This window comes from Atribacter laminatus (assembly GCF_015775515.1).
Lineage (GTDB): Bacteria > Atribacterota > Atribacteria > Atribacterales > Atribacteraceae > Atribacter > Atribacter laminatus.
The window spans coordinates 2115877-2138731 of the sequence record NZ_CP065383.1; the positions used below are offsets into that span (position 1 = coordinate 2115877).

Sequence of the window (22855 nt, forward strand, 5' to 3'; positions counted from 1 at the left end):
CGTGGGGTGATTTCCATTAAAAAAAAGCATGGTATTAAGGATGTGGCTCGTGAAGCTGGGGTATCGGCTCAAACAGTGTCGAATTATTTTCATCGAAGAAGTGTAGTGAGTCCAAATACCCAGATGAATATTCAAAAAGCAATTAAAAAATTGAATTATACGCCGAATATCTTTGCTCGAGGGTTAAGAGGAACCAAAACCAGGACTGTAGGAGTGGCTATTCCTGAAATAGCCAACCCATTTTATTCGGATATTTTGGACGGTCTGGAAAAAATCGCCACCCGGAGAGGATATACTCTGATTGTTTCCTGTAATAGTTATAATAAAAACAAACTGCAAAGGGATTTAGATGTTCTTTCCAATCATGTCGATGGAATTGTCGTTTGCACCTTCACGGTTGAAGACGAGAAAATTAGTCATTATCTGGCCAAAGGGATTCCTATTGTAGCTATTGATATTAAAGTCGAAAATGACTTGATTCCATCGGTAGAAATTGATAATTATCAGACTGTTTATATCTGTATTCAATATTTAATTAATTGTGGTCATCGAAATATTTATTTCTTTTCCGAACCCTTACTATTGCCGATGTTCCACGATCGACTCAATGGGTATCTTGACTGCTTAAAAAGGAATAATCTTCCTATTGAGCCAGATAAAATTATCATTGAAGAGGGTCTCAAGGTACAAAAAACCGAAGCAACTTATCGTAAGTTGTCTTGCCTAATTGATGCGATGAATTTTCCATCTGCCCTGTTTGCCACCTCGGACCTTATGGCCATTGGAGCCATGAAGGCTCTTGTTGAAAAGCATATCAACATTCCCGAACAAGTGTCTCTAATTGGCTTAGACAACATTCTCCTTTCAGAATATTCGCAACCACCTCTAACCACCATTGATTATCCAAAAAGGGAAATGGGCCATAAAGGGATGACAATGTTAATTGATTATATTGATGGGAAACCGGTTGAAAAAAAAAGAATTCTGCTTAAGACCCAAATCATTGAAAGAAAATCCGTTATAAATATTAAGATATGAAAAAAGAAATTTGCCACTCATTCCTTAATATTATAAGATTAGGATAACCATATCCTTCTCAGCACCAGATGAGGCAGAGATCGCCATGTCGTTCAGTGTGCTCATTGTGAGGACGGATTGGATTTTACGCCCTCACAATGCGAAAGTATGGGATGACGCATCGCAATAATTCCTTCTCCCTTAATGGGAGAAGGTCAGGACGAAGATTAAGTTATTTCTTATTAAGGTCTCTACCGAATAGATTAAAAATTGCTCTCAAAAGTATTTTAAATATTTTTTATGTTAAAAAGGAATAAGGAGGTCAGGAATGATCAATCAAATTCCACAACATGAATTTGCTCAGCGAGTGAAATCACTTCAAGAAAAAATGAAAGAAGAAAAATTGGATATTGTCATCACCTTTGGTGATGAAGCCGAACCCCAGTATGTCCGATATTTTTCTGATTACTGGCCATCTTTTGAATCTGCAGGAGTTTTTATTTCCAAAGTTGGGGATCCTTCACTTTTGATTGGGCCGGAGAGTTATACCTTTAGCAAAGCCTGGTCAAAAATACCTCGAATCCTAAAACTAAAGGAATATCGGGAATCATCAGAACCTGAATACCCTGGTGTTCCATTGACAACTTTTGCCGATCTTTTTAATGAGGTCATTGATAATTCTTCTTTTCGGAGAATTGGGATTGTTGGTTATCCCTTGATGCCAACCCCGGTGTACGAAGCCATTACTAAGACAGCCCAAGATTTTCGTTGTGAAGTCGTTCGAGCAGAAAAATTAATCATCGGAATGAAACAAATTAAAAGCGAAACTGAAATTGAAATCATGCGTAATGCTTATAACATCAGCCAAAAATCTTTCGCCAATGTTTTGAAGAAAATTCAACCGGGGATGAGTGAAATTGAAGTAGTTGCTGAATCAGAATATTTCATTCGTAAATTTGGAGCAGAAAATGAAGCTTATCCGATGTGGTGCATTTCCGGAGAAAATTCTACTCATGCAATTGCCCGGCCCACTCACAAAAAGATCCAAAAAGGTGAAATGATACAGATTCAAGTTGGAGCCCGTTTAGGTGGATACGCCTCAAGTATCGGACGGCCGGTTGTATTTGGTCCAGCTCCACAGGATGTCTTAGATTTGATGAAAATTGGTTTGGAAGCTCGTAATCTGATTGTCAGCAATTTAAAAGCCGGAATCGAAGCCCGTAAAATTGACACTCTCTATCGAGATTTTCTCAAAAAGAACGATGCATTAGAATGCATGATATATGGGCCTTGTCATGGCGTCGGGCTTATGGAGGGGGAACATCCCTGGATCGAAGCCAATTCTGATTATAATCTACAAGAAAATATGACCTTTTGTGTCGATATTTTCCTAAAACGAGAACATTTTGGTCTGCGTTGGGAAGATGTGGTTCGGATCACAAAAGATGGAGTCGAGGAATTTTGCACCGACTTTAAGGATCTTATTATTTTATAAACATCTATTCTTGAAATGGGTAGGTAATAATTTTAATTCGCAAATTGGTTACCGAAATCAGGGAGGGGATTTTTTTGTTGGTGACACTGTTTCCCTTTTTTTTGATGATATCGACGTCTTTTAAAATAAAGGGAGAATTTTTCACTCGGCCTCCCATATTCATTCCAAATCGATTCAACTTTGATGCCTATCGAGCCGCACTCCGATCGGGAGGTCAGAAAGCCTTAATTGACAGTTTTATTATTGCGTTTGTTTCGATGTGTATTGCGTTGATACTGGGTACGATGGGTGCCTATGGATTAAGAGAGTTGTTAAAAAAGGGGAAGAACTACGGATTTTGGATGCTGATCATTGAAATGATGCCCCCCATAGCGGTGGTTTTGCCATTGTTTATTCTTTTCAAATACATCCATTTGCTTGATACCTATCCGGCACTCATTTTAGGGAATACGGTTTTTGTTCTACCATTTGCTATCTGGCTTTTGTTAGGATTTTTAGAGGACATACCAATACCCATCGAAGAAGCGGCACTTATCGACGGATGTTCCAAGTTCCAGGTGTTTTCCCATATAATACTTCCTTTGTTGCGATCGGGATTAATCCCAGTAGCATTTTTTTCCTTCATTCTTCCCCGGAATGAATTCCTTATGGCTTTGGTTTTTTCCCGAACCAAGGTAACACCTCTTACCGTGGTGATTCCTAGTCTGGTGATGTCCGATACGGTTGCCTGGGAGCAAGTAGCCGGTTTGAGTGTCATGGCAATTATTCCACCGGTCATTGTGGCGATGGTTTTCCAGCGCTATATTATTCGCGGTTTGACCTTTGGAGCAGCGAAGGGATAGCGGTTTATAATGGTGATACAAATGACTTATTACTTTATTACCACAACTGTCACTGGGCCTTGCCGTCGAATAATATTAATTCCCACATCTTTATCTTGCTTGGTGAGAGATAAATCTAAAATAGCATCTTTCACGCGAAGGCCAGTAATTTGTATTTCCCGAAGAAAATCAGGCAATAAAGGTTTTGTAAAAGAGATTTTTTTCTCAGCACCAAATATTTCAAGACCTAAGCAAGCTTGAAGGAGACTGAAAACAACTGCTGCTGACCATGATTGTGGGGAACAGGCAACAGGATAATGAGTTGGACTTTCACCGGGACGACGGTCAAAACCACAAAAGAGTTCGGGGAGTCGATGTAAATCAAAAAAGAGGCTAGAATCAAAAAGGCCAGTAAATATTTTTAATGCCTTTTCCTTGAAGCCATAACGAGCAAAACCCAGGGCAATAAGGGCATTATCGTGAGGCCAAACTGATCCATTATGATAAGACATGGGATTATAGCGGGCTTCGGTTGTTGCAACGGTACGGATTCCCCATCCAGAGAAAAACATTTTATGAGTTAGTGTTTTTCCTAAAAGGGCAGCCCGGTCTTCATAAGCCAATCCAGTAAAAAGACAGTGACCAGCATTTGATGCTCGTGTTTTGCAGAGTTTTTGATTGCCATCTAATGCAAGAGCATAGGTTGAAAGGTCCTCGCACCAAAAAATTTCATTAAATTTTTTCTTGAGGTTTTTAGCTTGTTGAGCAAACCCTTGAGAACGCTGGTCGTATCCTAAGACTTCAGCTAAAAATGAAGCTGTAATCTTTGCAGCATAGACATAACCTTGAACTTCACATAAAGCAATGGGTGGAGGAGCGTCGGAACCATCTGAATGAAAAACGGAATCATGAGAGTCTTTCCAACCCTGATGAACAAGGCCATGAGGAGTGTGGCGGATATAATCGTAAAATCCATCCTGATTGTTATCACCGTAATTGTCGATCCAATTCATGGCTCTTTCTATGTTATCCCAAATGGTACGAATGAAAGCTTTATCGCCTGTCCGTCGATAATATTCTCCTGCCAGCATGACAAAAAGTGGAGTTGCGTCGATTGAACCATAATAAAGACCAAAAGGGATTTCGCCATTATTTGCCATTTCACCTGAACGAGTTTCATGAAGTATTTTTCCTGGTTGAGCATCATTCATATCGTTTTCTTCGGTTGCTTGAGTTGCAGCAAGGTATTGTAAAACCCCACGAGCAATTCCAGGGTTAAACCAGAGACACTCAAGCGCGGTAATGATCCCGTCACGACCAAAAACAGTACTAAACCAGGGAACACCCGCATAAGGATAAGGCCCATATTTGGTATCGGTTTGCATCATATGCAGATCAGCAAGGGATCGGTTTAACCAGTCGTTAAATTGTTCATTTGAAGTATAAATTTTTGGCTCGACCTTTTTGGCTCTTTTTAAAGTAATCGATGCTTTTTTAACCGTTTTTTTATAAGGAATAATCGAAAATGAGGCATAATCAGGTTCTTCGATGCTTTGGCTATCGTGGGATATTTTGCTGGATAGACAAAATGTTGTAAATTGAAAATTCATTTCTTGACGTGGTTGAAGATGAATGTGAAAGGAAGCTTCAGTTTCAGTAAGTTTATAAGGGTGTGGATTAAAAAAAATCAAGGTTTGACGAATCAACCCATCAAGTCCGAGGTACCGAAAACATACTGAATTTTCTCGAAATAAGGCTTTAAATCGATGACCATGTTGAAGTCGTTTGGTCCCTCTTACTTCGAAAATATCTGCAAAATCAACATCATATTTGAGAGAAAAAGAAAAATCAATAGTTGATTGACCAAAGTTGTGGATACTAAGCTGTTCATAACAGGTCGACTTCCAAAGAATTTTTGATCTAAAAAAGTGAACTGTTCCATGAGGAATCACTATTTCTCCCATTCGAGATATATCAGGATTCATGAGATCTATGGCTAAAACTGCATTATCATCTTTCACGGTTGAACTTAAAAGAAGTGGCCGACTTTCCTCAAGCATTAAAATCAGTTGCGAAAGATATCGCGTGTCATGGTAGTAAATACCAAGTTCATTGGTACCTAATTCATCAATATCTCCAAAACGGTCAAAAACGGCAAATGTTTCTCCATTTTTTAACACTCGAATTCGATCATCAATTCTTGATGAGGTGGAAAGAATGTAATAATTGTCCGATATACGGAGTATTTCATCGATCAAAAGGTCCACTCTCCGAATTAATACCTTTTTTTGAGAGCAAGTTATTGTATACTTGCAAATAATGGTTTGCCATTTTTTGGGCAGTAAATCGCATTTCAAATACCTCCCGACATCTTTTGCGACTGAGATCGGAGATTCTTTTGGCTGCTTCAATAGCATCTTTTAAGTCTTTTACGATAAAACCAGTATGTCCTTCTTCTATTACCTCGGGTACAGATCCATGATTATATGCGATAATTGGTGTGCCACAAGCCATAGCTTCGATCATGACCAATCCGAAAGGTTCAGGCCAATCGATAGGAAATAACAGAGCATAAGCATTTCCCAGGAACTCGTTTTTCTCTCCATCTCCAATTTCTCCTACAAACTCGATCAAAGGATCGCGCAGCAAAGGTTCAACAACACTTTCAAAATAATCTAAATCAACACGATCAACCTTTGCGGCAATTTTCAAAGGAATACCAATATGTTTGGCAATTTCTATCGCCCGATCAACGCGCTTTTCAGGAGAGATCCGTCCCAGAAAGGCAAAGTATTTTCCCTTTTCAGATCGAAACCGATAAAGATTATCAGGGAGGCCATGATATATAGTAGCTTGCCAATTGACCCAGGGAATTGGTTCTCGCTGTGCGTTAGAAATTGATACTAAGGGGAGATCTTTAAACTCTCGATAAAGAGGGATCAGATCAGGGATATCGAGACGTCCATGTAAAGTAGTTAGGTGATCTATTGGGTGATGTCGGGAAAGTGAAAAATGAAGATAGTCAACATGAAAATGGATCATATCAAAATCATTAGCGTGTTGAAAAACTTGCTCCAGCATAAGGATATGGTGAGCCAGTTGGTCTTTACAATGTTTGTCCAAGCGGAGTGAACGTCGGCATACTGCAAAGAGTTTTGCCTTGGTGATCGAATCGCCACTGGCAAAAAGAGTAACTTCATGGCCTTGATTGACTAACTCTTCAGTGAGATATGACACAACTCGTTCCGTTCCACCGTAGTACTTAGGCGGGACACTTTCATAAAGGGGAGCAATTTGCGCAATACGCATAAACATTTACTCCTGGTTTTTTTAGAAATTTCATGAATTTATATTTTATTTTGAACAAAATGAAATTGTCAAGTATTGAAAAAAACAAACGAGAGAAGCGAATGCCCTATAAGAAAACGTTGAATAAATACATTTCAACAGAGAAGGGGAAATAAGGGAAAAGAATTTATCCACCAGAGTAAAAACCAAAGGAGTGAGAGGGAAATAGGGAGAGGAATAAGTTTTTTGAATAAAATCTGGTAAAGGCATTTAAAAATTAAATGATATTTTCTAAAATATTACGAACCTTAGTGCTGAGGTCTTTTATTGAAAAGGGTTTTTGAATGAAATGAACATCTTCATCAAGAACGCCCTGGTGTGCAATGACATTGGACGTATAACCTGACATATAAAGAACTTTTAAATTTGGAAATACTGTTTGGAGTTTTTCAGTGAGCTCAGGACCACTCATGTCAGGCATAACTACATCGGTAATAAGAAGATGTATCGGACTAATACCCTCATGTGCTATGTTAATGGCTTCTTGGGGAGTTTGAGCGGTTCGGACCTGGTATCCTAATTGTTTTAACATTTTTTCGGTCATTTTAAGGATGGCTTGGTCATCTTCAACTAAAAATATTGTTTCTATCCCTTTTTTTAACCCCAAATCTGATATTCCTTCTTGGATTGGCTCCGATTTCTTTTTAAATCGAGGTAAATAAATTTTGATGGTAGATCCTTTTCCGAGTTCGCTATAAACATTAATAAAACCATTGTTTTGTTTAACAATACCATATACAGTAGGCATTCCTAAGCCAGTGCCTTTCCCAAATCCCTTGGTGGTGAAAAAAGGCTCAAAGATATTAGCTAAAGTTTCTTGATCCATTCCACATCCAGTATCGCTTACCGACATAAGAACATATTCACCGGGTATATATCCAAAATGCTGTGCGCAGTAGTTATCATTAAAAAAAGCATTGCCAGTTTCGATGGTTATTTTTCCATGTCCCGTAATAGCATCACGAGCATTGATACATAGATTGGTTAATATTTGGTCAATTTGTGAAGGATCAATGTTAACCGACCATAAATCCTTAGACGGGTACCAGTCAAGCTCTATGTCTTCACTGATCAATCTCCTCAGCATATTTAAGGTTCCCTCAACGATTTGGTTCAGATCGAGAATCTTCGGGGAAATAGTTTGTTTGCTGGCGAAGGCTAATAGCTGCCGAGTTAAATTAGCGGACCGTTCAGCAGCATGGTAAATTTCAATGAGGTATTCATGGAGGGGATGAAAAGGATCTACTTGATTAAGGGCTAATTCAGCGTGGCCGAGAATAGCTTGCAACATATTGTTAAAATCATGAGCTACACCTCCTGCCAACCTTCCAACTGATTCCATTTTTTGAGCTTGAAGGAGTTGAGCTTGAAGCCTTGCATGCTCTTCTTCCATTTTTTTCTTTTCAGTAATATCACGGGTAAACTCAGCAAGTGCGACAACTTGACCGTTTTTATCAAAAATTGGATAACCACGCATGTGCCAGTAACGACCATCAGAGGTTTGATTAATGGCTTCACGGGGTGCTTTATCATGAAGCGCCTTTAGAACCGGGCATTCATCACATGGTTCATGATGTTGATGCCACAACTCATAACAGTGTAGCCCGACGACTTCCTTCGGAGTTTTTCCAAAAGATTCGGTGGCGAGGCGATTGCTCCAAATGATCCGTAAGCTGGTATCATAGTAAGTAATTAACTCGTCTGTAGAATTTAAAATAAGTTCTTTTTGTCTTTCACTTTCATGTAATTCATTAGTTCGAATGTTAACTTGCTTGCGAAGCATCCACGACCAGAGGAAAAAAATAAAGAGCAGAGCCAGCAGGGGAATAATTACTCCGGCGATGTATCTCAGGATAGTAATCAATTTTAAAGCTTTTACGTCATAAATGCCCATCCATTTTTCATAAATTTGACGATATTCTCCGGTTTTAGAAATAACGTTTAACCCTTCGTTTAATTGACTTAAAAGTGCTTTCTGATTTTGATTTACTGCGAAACAATAATCGGAGGTTGTAAACGGTTCTCGACCGAGGGTTAAATTATTCCAACCTTGCTTTTCGATCCAGTATAGAGCAGCTCTCAATGAAACCAGGGCACAATCGTAATTTCCCTCGGCTAATACCTGAAGGGCATCTTCTTGTGAATCAACAAAAATAGCTTGGTCTGCAATACCATTTTTTTGAAGAAAATCGTGCATGATATCACCGCGCTGGACGATAATCTGTTTACCCTTTAAATCATCTAAAGATGCTGGGGGACTTCCTTTACCAACACGGATTATACTGACATAGCTGATAGTGGAATGAGGGGGAGTAAAGTCAAAAATTAAGCCTCGTTCGGGGGAATAGAGCATACCCTGAATCGCATCTATTTTTCCCTTAATTAAATCTTCGCTAATTTTCGCCCAGGGACCAAGGCGGATCTCGATATCGAGGTCCATTTCTTTTGCAATTGCTCGAGTTATATCAACGTTAAATCCATCGGGTAAGCCGTTTTCATTAATAAATTCAAATGGAGGAAAATTATAATCACCACCGATAATGATACGACGATTGGTCGGGAGTTCCATAGCAGCAAACCATTTGGAATGGAGGTATTGATAGGTCCCATCAGCTATAACTAAAGCTAGTCCTTCATTTAACAAAGCAAGTGTTTCACGGTCTCCTTCTTGAACGGCAAAGCAAAAATCCTGACGAAAACCATCGATAGGTTTGTTGACAATCCGCAAATTCTTCAGTCCAGTTTCTTGTAGAAGACGAAGCGCCACCAATCGCTGAATAACTACTGCATCGTAATTGCCTTGGGAAAGCCCAAGCAAGGCTTCTTTGAAGGTGGAGGTGGTTTCGATTTCAGCTCCAATATTCTCACGCCGAATGAACTCTTCAGCATTATCACCTAGCATTACGGCTACCTTTCGTCCTTTTAAATCATCAAGATTTTGGATATCTTCGGTATTAGCTTGAACAACAAGAGCGCCATGAAGAGACATATAGGGGGGAGAAAAGTCAAAAGACGATTCTCGCTCCGGTGTGCGACCTACCAATGGTAAGGCTTGAACCTCTCCCTTTTCCAGCCAGCTTTTAACCTCCGCCCAAGGACCAACTCGAAAAGCTGCTTTTCGACCCATTGCGGCAAGAGCAGCGCGAATAAGTTCGACAGAGAAACCGTTGGCTTGACCGTCAACATCAACAAAGCAAAATGGGGGGTAATTGATCTCGCATCCAAGTAAGATTGGTTCCTGGGTATTGGCAAGATCTGGATATAAAAAAACTGACAAAACTAAAATTACCATCAAAAAGATAAATTTTTTAAGTTGATGGCACTTATGTAAATTTGGTTTTAGGTAATCGGTTAGAAAAACCACTTTTTCCATATACCACGCAAAGGTCAGAATTTTTTTCATTTCTTGGATGAGAAATATAGATCTAAAAACATACTTTATTCTACAATATTATCGTTAATATAGTTTTAATTACGAAAAAATATCAGTAGGAGACAAAACCTGGTATAAAAATTTGTAATGGTAGAAATCGGTTTTTAACTCCGCGAAGCAAGTCTGTCATCCGATTTTAGTTCAAAGAACTTTTTATTTTTAAGATATTTTTGTAACTTATCAGATAGTGGTAAAATTTTCAAAAAGAATGAATTTAATGTTTGGTATGAAAAGTACTTTTTGAAAAATGAGGGATTTTTACTATATGGAAAAAATGAAAACAAAACTTTTTTATGTTTGGAGGTCAATAAGTAGTAATTTTTGGTTCATACCAGTCTTGATGGTTTTATTGGCAGTTGGATTATCTATTATCATGCAGGAAATAGATAAAAGAGTATGGATTCAATCTTATCCATTTTTTGATCTATTGTATGCTGGTGATCCAGAAGGAGCTCGTTCAGTCTTAACCACCGTTGCTAGTTCCATGATAACGGTTGCTGGGGTGGTTTTTTCACTTACAATGGTTGTTCTCACATTAGCATCCTCACAATTTGGCCCTCGATTATTGCGTAACTTTATGTCCGATCGAGGTAATCAGATTGTTCTAGGAACGTTTGTTGCTACTTTTATCTATTGTTTATTGATTTTACAAACTATAAAAACTACCGGCGAAGAGAAGTTTACCCCAAGTATATCGGTAAGCTTCGCTATAGTATTGGCAATGGTTAATATTGGGGTGTTTATTTATTTCATTCACCACATCTCTACTTCAATCCAAGCTGATCGAATTGTTGCTAAGGTATTTGGAGAGCTGGAAAAAGATCTTCAAAGATTATTTCCCGAGGGAAGAAAGTGTATGGTTGATGAAAAAAAACAAAGAGAATTGTTACAAATCTTTGAAAATGTCAAAAATGAATCTGGTTTAACAACCATTGCTCCTCAAAGTGGATACTTACGAACTATCGCCGAAGATTCATTGTTAGAAATTGCAAAACAGAACGAACTCATCTTGCATGTTCAATACCATCCGGGAGAATTTATTGTAGCAGGTGGATCTTTAGTATTAGCTTATGGTGCAAAAGATTTTGAAGAAGAAACCTCCGGACAAATCATTGCTTGTTTTAGGTTGGGATCTCAGCGAACCCCAGATCAAGACCCCGAATTTGCCATCCATCAATTGGTGGAAGTGGCATTAAGAGCGTTATCCCCTGGCATTAATGATCCTTTTACTGCAATAACCTGTATAGATTATCTTGGAGCAGCTTTATGCTATTTAATCCATAAAGATTTTCCAACACAATTTCATTGTGACGATGAAGGGAAGCTCCGTTTAATAATGCAACCTACCAATTTTACCGGAATGTTAAATGCAGCTTTTGACCAGATTCGACAATATGGTCAAACAAGCGTAGCGGTGACGATTCATTTACTGGAAGCACTAAAGACGATCGCAGCTCAGGCTCGAAGTTTAGAACAGTATCAATCGATCTTGCGTCAGGCTGAAATGATAAAACGAATGAGTGAAACTGCTTTATATGAAAAGCTTGATAAGAAAGATGTTAAAAACCGTTATTTGGACTTACTTGAAGTTTTAGGTGAACTTTAGCCTTACCCTGATTCCTGGTTTTTTCTTTTACTAATATGGGATAATAAAATAAAAGAAATGAATTGATTGAGTAGATGAATTTAATGTTCTATCAATTCATTTATTTACTTACCGAAAAAGAATGCGTTAATTTAAAAATGAAAAATAATAAAGTATTAGAAAGAAAGGAGCAATAAAATGCCAGAATTTAGTAACCCGTTTACATTACTTAAAAATGATCGAAAACTGACTCACGAGGAGTTGGTGCGAGCTATACGTTTTATGATTGCAGCAGAATTTGAAGCTATTCAGTTATATCAACAAACTGCTGAAAGCACCAGTGATAAATTAAGTCAAGAGGTCCTTCTTGATATTGCCAATGAAGAAAAAGAACATGTGGGTGAATTTCTCCGCTTACTACGGGAATTGGACCCTGAAGAGGAAGAGTTTTACCAAAAAGGGTTTAAAGAAGTTGAGGAAATTCTGAAAGAATTAAAAAAATAACTTTAAAGAAAGTCTTTTGGATGTATATCAGTTCAGAACTCAAAAAAGAAACAGATAATTTCATTTAAAAAGGCTATGTTATAATAAAAGAAAATAAATACTGTAATTATATATTAACCGGTTTTAATTTGACGAAGGCTATTATGAAGTTAAATTGGGAAAATTAAAAGTGAAGATGACTCCTATTGCCTTGAAATTTCTCACAAGAAGCAAGGGGAAAATCTATTTAGTTGGTTCTAATTATTCTTTCTTAATGATGAAGGAAAATTCAAGATGCAACTAACTACAGAACAATTTTTCCCATCACTCACCATTAAAGTAATGTTTGTAATACTTTATGATTGATGGTTTTGATTATAAGGAGACCATGGTGTGAGGGCGGAGCAAAAGTATTTATTGTCAATAGAACAATATCCTGAAGGCATCGCTCTTTTCCGAGAAGAGTTGTCAACCGACGGAAAACTAGAAGATTTTGTCTTTATCGAAGTAAATCAGCCGTGGGAACGACTCACTGGTCTATCCCAAAAGCAAGTCATCGGGAAAAAAGCCAGTGATATCCTTGCTGAGATTGATTTCCCGGTAGAAAATTGGATTTCACTTTGCGAGAAAATTTGGCTAAATAAAACACACCTTCGTTTCGAACATTTTTTTCAACCCATAGATCGTTGGTTTGAAATTACTTCCTTTTATGATCAGACCAATATTTTAGTATGTATTTTCCGCGAAATCACTGATCTAGACAAAGACCACGATTTAATGTCCCCTTCGATAATTGAAAAGGACGTAAAAAACCTAAAATTAACCGACCTTATTGACAAACCTGCTCTTCAGTCTTTAATCAATGATTTTTATAATCTCACAAAAATTAGGATTAGCCTTCTTGATGTAGAAGGTAAGGTGTTAGTGTCAACAGGAGATGAGGAAATCTGCAGAAGATTTCACCATAGACACCCAGGAACTAAAATGCATTGTCAAGAGAGTAATACTCAATTAACCAAGGACATACCAGAAGGCACTTTTAAAGCCTATAAATGCAAAAATAACATATGGGACATTGCTACTCCGATTGTCATTGAAGGGAAAACCCTGGGTAATCTTTTCTTGGGGCAGTTTTTTTATGATGATGAGCCGATTGATTACGAATTCTTCCGAGCGCAAGCAAGGCAATATGGGTTTGATGAACATAAATATATTGCCTGTCTGAACCAAGTTCCTCGTTATAACCGAGATATTGTTCAATCGGCTTTAACATTTGTTAGTAATTTGGCAAAAATGATCTCAGTTATGGGATTCAGCAGCATAAAGCTTACTCGTTCTTTAGAAGAAAGGAATCGCTATTTAAGAGAAATGCGAGAAAGTCGGGAGCGACTGACTGCCACCCTTCATTCCATTGGTGATGGTGTTATCAGTACCGATAAAAATGGATTTATCACCAATCTTAATCCAATGGCCGAGATAATTACTGGTTGGAAAGCAACCGAAGCTAAAGGAAGAATGATCGATGAAATATTCTCCATTAGAGATGAAAAAAGTGATTTTTCCTATAATTATCAAATTGTCGGGGTTTTAAATGGCAAAGGTATCCATAACTTTACCAACAGCATCATTCTTATTGACAGAAATGGCATAGCAAAGCCAATCGATGGGAGTATTGCTCCAATTCAAGATCAATTTGGTAAAAGAATTGGGGCTGTCATTACTTTCCGTGATCAATCCATGAATCGAGCCATAACACGGGACCTCAGAATTATGAAATCCGCAATCGAGTCCTCCATTAATGCTATTGCAATGGCTAACCTCAATGGTTTGATAACTTATGTTAATTCAGCTGCTTTACGATTATGGGGCTATGAAAAAAAAGAAGAAGTGATGGGAAAACCAGTCAGGTATTTTTGGGGGAAAGAATTTGAAAAATTACAGGTCATGAACAAAGTTAGAGAAAAAGGAGAATTTTTTGGAGAGTTATCCGGTAGGAAAAAAGATGGTACTTTTTTCGATGTTCAAATCTCAGCTACTCTGGTTACCAACGAGGAGGACCAGCCGGTTTGTTTTATGGATTCTTTTGTGGATATTACCGAACAAAAGTGGACGGAAAAAACACTGGCAGAAGAAGCTATCCGGAGAAGAATATTAATCGAACAATCCAGAGATGGTATTGTGGTAATGGATCAAGAAGGCGGTGTATTTGAAGCTAATCAACGATTTGCCGATATGTTGGGATATACCATGGATGAAATTTACCGCCTTCACGTTTGGGAATGGGATGCTCAATTTACACGTGAACAGTTGCTCAGTCAAACTCAATTGGTTAGTGAAGCTGGAGATCACTTTGAAACCAAACATCGTCACAAAAACGGTTCAATAATCAATGTCGAAATCAGCAGTAATGCTGCAGTATTTGACGGGAAAAAGCTGATATTTTGCGTTTGTCACGATATTACAAATAGAAAAAAGATGGAAGAAGAATTACGCCGCGAAAGGACGCTTCTTCGAACTTTAATTGATAATTTACCCGACGCTGTTTATGTAAAAGACCGGGAAACCAGAAAGCTACTTGCTAATCCAGCTGATTTAGAAAATATGGGATTAAAACGAGAAGAAGACGTTTTAGGAAAAACTGATTTTGAGGTATTTCCTCAAGAAGTTGCACAACTATTTTACAAAGATGATATGTATGTTCTCAATAAAGGAAAACCCATAATCAACAGAGAGGAACGTTTGGTCCGGCCAAGTGGTGAAGAGCATTTTCTTCTATCTTCAAAGATTCCTTTATTTGACGAAAAAGGAGAAGTAATTGGATTGATAGGCATTGGTCATGATATAACCGAGCAGAGGAAAGCCAATGAGCGAGTTAACTACCTCTCTTTTCATGATTCCCTTACTGGACTTTATAACCGAGTGTATCTGGAAGAAGAAATCAAACGACTTGACACTGACCGACAGGTTCCAATAGGCATTATTATGGTTGATATCAATCGCTTAAAATTGATTAATGATGCCTACGGCCATCCAATGGGAGATCAGTTACTAAAAACATCATCGGGTGTATTGAAGAACGTATGTCGGAAAGAAGATATAATCGCCCGCTGGGGCGGAGACGAGTTTGTTATTTTTCTTCCAAAAACTTCAGTGAAAGAAATTGACTCTATTAAAAAAAGGATTATAGAACAATGTAAAAAGACTCAGGTATGTTCGATACCTTTATCAATGTCGATAGGCTTTTCAGTAAAAACCCAAGTCGACCAAGACATTATGAAAACATTCAAAGAAGCGGAAGATAATATGTATCAGAATAAACTCATTGAAAGTCGGAGCTCAAGAAACACCTTTTTATTAACTTTAAAATCAGCTCTTCAAAAGAAAAACGATATATCTAATGAACATATAGATTATCTTCAAAATTTGGCTCAAATCTTTGGTGAGGCTGTCAATCTTACCGGAACTGACCTGGATCGTTTAATCCTTTTAGTTACCTTTCATGATATAGGGAATATTGCATCACCCGATGAGATAGTCAACAAAACCGGTCCTCTCACTAAAGAAGAACAGTCAATCATTCAAAGGCATTCAGAAATTGGTTATCGAATAGCCCGAACCATTGATGAGTTGTCGGGAATAGCCTATGCTATATTATCTCAGCATGAAAATTGGGACGGAAGCGGATATCCTCAAGGCTTAAAAGGAGAAGAAATCCCATTACTTTCTCGTATGAATGCCATTATAACCACCTATGATGAAATGACCAGAAAGAATAGATTTAACCAAGGAAGAATTTGTTCCAAAGCAAAAGCTTTAAAAGAGCTCGAAAGGTGCGCTGGAAAAAAATTTGATCCCGAATTGGTTAATTTATTTATTGATAGGATGAAAATATTATCTGTATAATTAGGATTTAAAAAAATCATATAAGAAATAATTGAATAAAGAAAGATAGCCTTTCCGCTGCATTCTGATGATTCTCCTGCGAATAAGCCCGTGACATTTTTTTTAGTACCATATGACAATGAAAATAGGTATCTAGGAATCGTTTCCACCTTTAAAAAAGGGGGTAAGAAGAATTTGAATATTTTCCTGTTCCGTCATTGCAAGGAGCGTCCTATGCGTCGTGGCAATCTCATTGAGCCATTCTTTCATTCTGAGGAAGGTAGCATTTACCGGACATGATAAGCATCTCATTTATACCAATTCCACAATATCACACATAATAAAAGATGACTGAAGAGATTGCCACGACCTCAAAAAACCAGGTCTTGCAATGACGACTCAAAATTCCTTCTCCCTTGAGGGGAGAGGAAATAAAAAAAAAGAATCAAAAGATGAGATCCTCAAGCCCTCTCTTTGTGAGGGCTTGAGGATGACCGATTAAAGAATTCATTTGATGGTATTTACAGGATAAACAGTTATACTACTTGGTGATACCATATAAGAGTGAATACCCAAGATTCGACATGCCATGGCAGGTCGTTACATTAAATTTTCCTTATTGAACACTAACTTCACTTTTGAAGTGCCGGTATTTCGTTAACTGAAATTCTTTGATGGCTTCAAATTGACCTGAAAGTCGGATATCCTCTGATGATGAACCAACCATTACATTAAAAAGGCCTGGTTCAATTATTAACCGCATATACTCATCATAAAAGGCCAATTGATCGGGAAAAAGGCTAAATAAAATTGTTCGTTCTTCGTCAGGTTCAAGATGTATTCGCTTAAATCCTTTTAACTCTTTAACCGGACGAACTAGAGATGCTATCGGGTCTTGGATATAGAGCTGTATGACTTCATCACCAGCTTGATGACCGACATTTTTCACTTTACATTGAATTTCAATTTTTTCCAGCGATTTAATTTCTTTTGGGGAAATGTTCAGGTCGAAATATTCAAAGTGGGTATAACTTAAACCATGCCCAAAGGGGAAAAGAGCATGAGAATCGGTAGAAATATATTCATTAAAAGCTAATGAAACTCGATTGTAATAAACGGGGAGTTGTCCCAATTCTTTAGGAAAGGAAATAGGAAGCTTCCCTCCGGGATTGTAGTCTCCGAACAAAACGTCAGCTATTGCATTGCCTCCTTCTTCACCTGGATACCAGGTTTCAATAATAGCAGGAATATATTCTTTTTCCCATTGAAGAGCAAGAGGTCTTCCATTGATAAGCACTAAAACGATGGGTTTTTTCAGCCGACTTAATTCTTTTAAAAGCTCTCCCTGCATATCCGGAAGTTCTAAGTCGGGACGATCGCTGCCTTCGCCGGAAATAGATTGTTGGAAAAGACCGCTTTTCTCACCCATAACTGCAATAATAACTTGTGCTTTTTTGGCAATTTCAAGAGCTTCTTCGAAGCCCTCTTGTGAATTTCCGCTGAGATCACATCCTTTAGCGAAGAGTATCTCTCCCTGAGGAAGTTTATTTTTAATTCCTTCAAAAACATTTACGGTATTGGTCGAATCCTGCCAAACTGCTTCTTTTCCTTTCCAGGCTTGCACGCTGGGAATATGGACTGAATAGCTGTAATCTCCATGGAGGTGAAGACCTTCCCGGGCATTTGGACCAATGATAGCTAAAGTCTTAAGATCTTTTTTAAGAGGGAGTACATCATTGTTTTTCAGAAGGACTATTGAAGCCTGGGCAATTTCCCGAGCTAAATGACGATTTTCTTCAGGATCTAAAAGAGATGGCACCCGATCGGGGTTAATATATATCTCTTCCTCAAAAAGACCCAAACGCATTTTGGTAATCAATACTCTTCGGACCACCTCGTTGATTAGCTCTTCGTTAATTAATCCTTCCCGAACTGCTTCAAAAAGAGGTTCACCATAACAAATCGTATCGGGAAGTTCAATATCAATACCAGCTTGCAAAGATTTCTGAGCAGCTTCTTTGAAATTTTGAGCGACATGATGAAGAGTTACAAGCATTTTAATCGCTTCGTAATCGGACACAACTATTCCAGAGAATCCCCACTCTTCTCTGAGGACTTTGGTAAGAAGGTATCGGGAAGCAGTACAGGGAATACCATCGATATGATGATAAGCATTCATAACCGAACCAACCTGAGCTTCTTTTACCGCAACCTCAAAGGGGAAAAGAAATACTTCTCTCAGTTCTCTTTTTCCCACTCGGGCTGGTCCCATATTTCTTCCTCCCTCAGAAATGCCATAAGCAGTAAAATGTTTAGCGGTGGCAATAACCCCGGTTTGAAGGTCTTCTCCTTGAAGTCCTCGAATATAGGCAACACCTAATCGCGAAACCAAATAAGGATCTTCACCGAAGGTTTCCTCGGTTCTACCCCAGCGAGGATCTCGAGGAATATCCAGGACTGGAGCTAAACCCTGATGACCTCCCATGCTACGGATTTGTTTACGGATAACGGTAGTCATCTTTTCAACCAACTCAGGGCAAAAAGTACTGGCTAAACCAATAGCTTGGGGAAATACTGTGGCCCCTCTTCCGGTAAGTCCGCTCAAGCACTCCTCATGGATAATTGCTGGAATTTGCAAACGAGTTTCTTTTTTAAGAAAACTTTGAATTGCATTTCCTATTTCCACAGCAATTTGGGGTTCGGTATCGGGATCACCTATCAGGCGGGTAATCTGGCCAATTCCATGACGGAGGAGCTCTTTGGCTTTTTTAGGCGAAAATGAATCGTTTTCCACCAATTGATAAGCATGAACCGCACCTAACTGGGCAATCTTTTCTTCTAAAGTCATTTGTGATAGAAGATTTTCAATCATGTGAATTCCTTTTTTCATAAGATTATCACTCCAAGTTTATATTTTTAATGGTAATACCAAGCAAAGCTATTTTTGGTAAAGATGACATTTCACTACAGTACCATCTAAAGAGGTATCTTCCGGTACTTGTTGCTTGCAGATTTCCATAACTTCCGGACAACGGCCGGAGAATTTACACCCCTTACGCAGATACTCTTCTTTTTCTTCCAAAAACTGAATGGCAGCTTTTTCTGGTATTTGGGGATCCGGTTGAGGAATGGATTCAATAAGGAGCTTGGTGTAAGGATGTTTCGGATTTTCCAGCACTTGATCAACCGGTCCGGTTTCAACGATATGCCCTCGAAACATAATGGCAATCCGGTCGCTGATATAGTAAGCCGTAGCCAGGTCGTGAGTGATGTAGATAACGCTCACTTGAAAGGAATCGCACATTTTTCGAAAAAGATTTACCACCGACATTCGCAAAGAAGCATCAACCATCGATACCGGCTCATCAGCAATGAGAAGCGAGGGATTGGTTAAAAGAGATCGAGCAATAGACGCTCGTTGCAGTTGTCCCCCAGAAAGTTCACCGGGATATTTTCCGGCAATATCGCAAAGAGATAAGCCAACTGCTTGGAGCTTTTCCTCAATTAACTCCTCAGTCTCTCTCTCATTCTTATCTAAATGGAAGTTTTGGATGGTTTCGAAGAAATAATCTTCAACTTTGCGCAGGGGGTTAAAAGTTTCGAAAGGATTTTGGAAGACAGCTTGAACCTTTTTAAACCAGGCTTTTTTATCTCTCAGCTCAACCAAATTTTGATCTTCATAAAGTAGCTCACCAGCGGTCGGATATTCAAATCCGAGAATCATTCGAGCAGTTGTCGTTTTTCCGCAGCCACTTTCTCCAGCCAGAGTGAAGATTTCAGCTGGTTGAATAGAAAAAGAAATCCGATCCACCGCGGTAATTTTCGTTCGAGAGAACAATCCTCCTAAGGAATAAATTTTGGTTAGATTTCGTGCTTTAAGAATTTCAGACACTTGGTTCCCTCCTTAACCAGCAAGCAACTTTATGTTTATGAGTGCTGTTATTAAGAGCGGGCATCTTATCTTGACAAAGATCAGAAACTTCAGGGCATCTTGGATGAAAAGGGCACCCCGATGGGGGATTGAGGAGAGAAGGAGGAGCACCGGGCACACTCTTTTTGCTTGATTTATCTCCTATCCGAGGAAGCGAGTTTATGAGAAACTGAGTATAGGGTTGGAGGGGATTAGAAAAAATTTCTTGAGTCGGACCCACCTCAACAATTTTACCGGCATACATAATTGCCATACTTGTAGTGATATTGGCATGAATGCCCATGTCATGAGTAACTAGTACAAAGGTATTTTTGAGTTCTTTCTGGATATCCCGCATAAGTTGGAGAACTGCTCTTTGGGCTACGACATCAAGAGCTGTGGTTGGTTCATCGGCCAGAATTACCTGAGGTTTCAGCAAGGTGGAAAGGGCAATAGCGATTCTTTGTCGCATTCCACCTGATAATTGATGGGGAAATGCATCTAAAATATGAGGAGAAAGACCTAATTGTTCGAGATGATGGCGAGCTAAGGAAAGAAGCTCGCGACCGGCTTTTCCTCGAACGTGACTTTCCAGAAAATCCAAATAGGTTACCTTTAGCTTTTTAACCGGATTAAAAACACTCATCGATCCTTGGGGGATATAAGAGATATAAGTCCAACGCAACTCTCTTTTTTCTTTCCCGTTAAGAGTGAGTGCATTGATAAAATTGCCTTTAATCAAGTAACTTACCTTTCCTTCAAACAACTGAAGGGGAGGTTCAATAGAAGCAAATAAGGCTTTGAGAAGTGTGGTTTTCCCGCAGCCGCTTTCTCCGGCAATACCATAAATTTCATTTTCGGGTATACTTAGGGTCACGTCATTAACTGCTTTAACAGTTTTCTTTTTTCCCATGTATTCTAAAACATAAAAAGTCTGGAGTTTTTCAACTTCAACGATTCCCTTCATTTATTTTGCTCCTATTCTTTGAATCCTCATCCTGGGATCTAAATATTCACTCACGCTGATTGAAAACCAGTAGAGAGCGACTAAAAGGAGGATGGTTAAAATAACCGGGGTTAGTATCCACCACCAGTGTCCGAGAAGAATGGCTTGATAGTTAATTGCCCACTGTAATGTCGTACCTAAGGTGGGAATATCTAAGCTGACCAAACCGAGGATCGCTAAAACAATTTCCATCCCGATAGCCCAGGCTATATTATTAATAAGTGTTGAGAAAATTAGAGGAATGGTTAAAGGGAGATATTCTTTGCTTACCAATGAAAGAGTACCATTTCCAGAAAGAACTGAAGTTAGGGTAAATTCTCGCTCACGAAGGCTTAAAACTTGAGACCGAATGGTTCTTGCGTCCCATGCCCATCCGAAAAAAGCTAATAGGAGACCGGTACTCACTAAAGTTAAAGCTTCGCGCAATAACATAGCTACCAAAACTAAAATTAGAAACAGAGGGATAACTAACAGTCCATCGGTGATTCCCATCAGCACTCGGTCGTAAATGCCCCCTTTGTATCCGGCTATGAACCCGACCATGACTGCAATGACTCTCGAAATGAGTCCAGCAATAAGGGCAATTATAAGCGAATTACGTATGGCAAAAGTTGCCTCCCAAAAAACATCCTGGCCTTTAGAATTGGTTCCCAGTAAATTGGACCAAGACGGAGCTTTATCCCGCGGAACCTGCAGCCACTCTATAGGGTCATAGGGTGAAAAAAATGAAGCTATGGCTAAAAAGGACAAAAAACAGATAAGGATAAAACCTACGGCAAATCGATAATCCTTGAAAAGGTCTTTTAAAACTCCCATATTTTACCACCTATTTATGTCGGATTCTTGGATCGAACAATGGATAGAAGAGATCTAAAATTAAAACCGCTGTAGTGATAGTGAGAATAGAAAGAACGGTAATCCCCATAACCAGATTATAATCGCCACGGGTTACTCCCCGGTAAAGGAGCAAACCGATTCCTGGATAGGAAAACACCATTTCAACGATCAAAACTCCGCTAAATACTTGCCCCAAAGCTAAGGCCAACTGGGTAATTTGTGGTAACATGGCGTTTCGTAATACATAACGATAAATGATAAATCTTTCTTTTACCCCTCCGGTTTGAGCATATTGAACATAATCTTCTCTTTTTACATTTTGAACCAGGAGTTTCATTTGTTGAAACCAGACAGCACCGCCAAGAATGACCAGAGTCAACGCCGGAAGAAAAGAATAACGCAGTATGGTCATAATGAATCTCCAGTTCAGAACAGTTCTCCTTCCTAACATCATTCCACCAACCGGAAAAAGCTGCCAAACGTAGCCAAAAAGAATGAGCACAATAATACCAAATATGTAATGAGGAACAGGTCTGACAATCATGATGAGAGCATCTATAATTTTAGACCAGTTTTTACGAGAAAAATATCCGGCAATACCCCCTAATATGTTTCCCAATATCCATGATATGAGGGTTGAAGTGGCGAAAAGTCCAATAGTCCAAGGAAGATAGGTTTTGAGGAGTTCAGAAACTGGAGTAGGGAATTGGAAAAAAGAAGGACCGAAATCTAAGGCAAATACTCTTTTCCAGGTAGTTACATATTGTTGGAAGAGAGTCCCTTCTAAACCATAGAGTTCCTTGAGAGTTCCCATAAGGCTGTCTACTGCTGTTGGGTCTAAGGAGGATCCTTGAGATTGAATTTGGGCGATCATTTCTAAAACCGGATCTTGGCCGGTTAAACGGGGTATAAAAAACACTGCTGTGATTCCGCAAAAAATAACTACTATATATTGAATTATCCTTGGGATCAAATAATCTCTGAAAAATCTCATGATTTACCCCCTGATGAGATACCCTGGTGAATTATCACCAGGGT

The 22855-nt window shown here is 38.8% G+C and carries 14 protein-coding genes; 6 read left to right on the plus strand and 8 right to left on the minus strand.

All coding sequences use genetic code 11. The features are described from left to right. Positions 1-6: 6 nt before the first annotated feature. The 3 genes from RT761_RS09520 to RT761_RS09530 all read left to right on the plus strand — a co-directional run bounded on the left by RT761_RS09520 (position 7) and on the right by RT761_RS09530 (position 3354). The gene (locus RT761_RS09520) at positions 7-1038 is read left to right on the plus strand and encodes a LacI family DNA-binding transcriptional regulator (protein WP_218111188.1); all 1032 of its coding nucleotides are present in this window, start codon (positions 7-9) and stop codon (positions 1036-1038) included. A 307-nt stretch (positions 1039-1345) separates the two neighbouring features. Beyond that, positions 1346-2512 (plus strand): M24 family metallopeptidase, encoded by a 1167-nt coding sequence (locus RT761_RS09525; RefSeq protein ID WP_218111189.1) that lies wholly within the window; start codon positions 1346-1348, stop codon positions 2510-2512. An 80-nt stretch (positions 2513-2592) separates the two neighbouring features. Next, positions 2593-3354 (plus strand): carbohydrate ABC transporter permease, encoded by a 762-nt coding sequence (locus tag RT761_RS09530; protein WP_246465343.1) that lies wholly within the window; start codon positions 2593-2595, stop codon positions 3352-3354. Between the two features lie 29 nt (positions 3355-3383). Here RT761_RS09530 and RT761_RS09535 read toward each other — a convergent pair whose 3' ends face one another. From RT761_RS09535 to RT761_RS09545, 3 genes are all read right to left on the minus strand, one after another. Then, complete coding sequence (locus RT761_RS09535; protein WP_343073746.1) at positions 3384-5600, minus strand: amylo-alpha-1,6-glucosidase; 2217 nt, start codon at positions 5598-5600, stop codon at positions 3384-3386. Then, the gene (locus RT761_RS09540; RefSeq protein WP_218111192.1) at positions 5581-6642 is read right to left on the minus strand and encodes a glycosyltransferase family 4 protein; all 1062 of its coding nucleotides are present in this window, start codon (positions 6640-6642) and stop codon (positions 5581-5583) included. The genes RT761_RS09535 and RT761_RS09540 overlap by 20 nt, the downstream gene beginning before the upstream one ends. A gap of 256 nt (positions 6643-6898) precedes the next feature. Beyond that, complete coding sequence (locus RT761_RS09545; RefSeq protein WP_218111193.1) at positions 6899-10084, minus strand: transporter substrate-binding domain-containing protein; 3186 nt, start codon at positions 10082-10084, stop codon at positions 6899-6901. Positions 10085-10379: 295 nt separating this feature from the next. On the opposite strand from RT761_RS09545, the gene RT761_RS09550 reads away from it, so the two are divergent. The 3 genes from RT761_RS09550 to RT761_RS09560 all read left to right on the plus strand — a co-directional run bounded on the left by RT761_RS09550 (position 10380) and on the right by RT761_RS09560 (position 16085). Further along, entirely contained in the window at positions 10380-11720 is a 1341-nt protein-coding gene (locus RT761_RS09550; protein ID WP_218111194.1) for a DUF2254 domain-containing protein, read from the plus strand. 177 nt (positions 11721-11897) lie between these two features. Then, positions 11898-12203 (plus strand): ferritin family protein, encoded by a 306-nt coding sequence (locus tag RT761_RS09555; protein WP_218111195.1) that lies wholly within the window; start codon positions 11898-11900, stop codon positions 12201-12203. Positions 12204-12575: 372 nt separating this feature from the next. Then, on the plus strand, positions 12576-16085 hold the full coding sequence (locus RT761_RS09560; protein WP_218111196.1) for a PAS domain S-box protein: 3510 nt from the start codon (positions 12576-12578) through the stop codon (positions 16083-16085). 595 nt (positions 16086-16680) lie between these two features. Here RT761_RS09560 and RT761_RS09565 read toward each other — a convergent pair. The 5 genes from RT761_RS09565 to RT761_RS09585 are packed head-to-tail and all read right to left on the minus strand — an operon-like array spanning position 16681 to position 22811. Beyond that, complete coding sequence (locus tag RT761_RS09565; protein ID WP_218111197.1) at positions 16681-18954, minus strand: glycoside hydrolase family 3 N-terminal domain-containing protein; 2274 nt, start codon at positions 18952-18954, stop codon at positions 16681-16683. A gap of 48 nt (positions 18955-19002) precedes the next feature. Next, positions 19003-19956: an ABC transporter ATP-binding protein gene (locus tag RT761_RS09570; RefSeq protein WP_218111198.1), complete on the minus strand. Its 954-nt coding sequence runs from the start codon at positions 19954-19956 to the stop codon at positions 19003-19005. Then, a complete protein-coding gene (locus RT761_RS09575; protein WP_218111199.1) occupies positions 19949-20941 on the minus strand; it encodes an ABC transporter ATP-binding protein in 993 nt (330 codons plus the stop codon). The genes RT761_RS09570 and RT761_RS09575 overlap by 8 nt, the downstream gene beginning before the upstream one ends. Next, positions 20942-21796 carry an ABC transporter permease gene (locus RT761_RS09580; protein WP_218111200.1) on the minus strand — a complete coding sequence of 285 codons (855 nt, stop codon included), beginning with the start codon at positions 21794-21796 and terminating at the stop codon, positions 20942-20944. It abuts the gene before it with no gap. A gap of 10 nt (positions 21797-21806) precedes the next feature. Next, the gene (locus RT761_RS09585) at positions 21807-22811 is read right to left on the minus strand and encodes an ABC transporter permease (RefSeq protein ID WP_218111201.1); all 1005 of its coding nucleotides are present in this window, start codon (positions 22809-22811) and stop codon (positions 21807-21809) included. Positions 22812-22855: the final 44 nt, after the last annotated feature.

Bases quoted from the DNA above. Each gene is read 5' to 3' on its own strand.
- RT761_RS09525 (WP_218111189.1), top strand. From the start codon at position 1,346: ATGATCAATCAAATTCCACAACATGAATTTGCTCAGCGAGTGAAATCA.
- RT761_RS09540 (WP_218111192.1), bottom strand. From the start codon at position 6,642: ATGCGTATTGCGCAAATTGCTCCCCTTTATGAAAGTGTCCCGCCTAAG.
- RT761_RS09545 (WP_218111193.1), bottom strand. From the start codon at position 10,084: ATGAAAAAAATTCTGACCTTTGCGTGGTATATGGAAAAAGTGGTTTTT.
- RT761_RS09550 (WP_218111194.1), top strand. From the start codon at position 10,380: ATGGAAAAAATGAAAACAAAACTTTTTTATGTTTGGAGGTCAATAAGT.
- RT761_RS09555 (WP_218111195.1), top strand. From the start codon at position 11,898: ATGCCAGAATTTAGTAACCCGTTTACATTACTTAAAAATGATCGAAAA.
- RT761_RS09565 (WP_218111197.1), bottom strand. From the start codon at position 18,954: ATGAAAAAAGGAATTCACATGATTGAAAATCTTCTATCACAAATGACT.
- RT761_RS09575 (WP_218111199.1), bottom strand. From the start codon at position 20,941: ATGAAGGGAATCGTTGAAGTTGAAAAACTCCAGACTTTTTATGTTTTA.
- RT761_RS09580 (WP_218111200.1), bottom strand. From the start codon at position 21,796: ATGGGAGTTTTAAAAGACCTTTTCAAGGATTATCGATTTGCCGTAGGT.
- RT761_RS09585 (WP_218111201.1), bottom strand. From the start codon at position 22,811: ATGAGATTTTTCAGAGATTATTTGATCCCAAGGATAATTCAATATATA.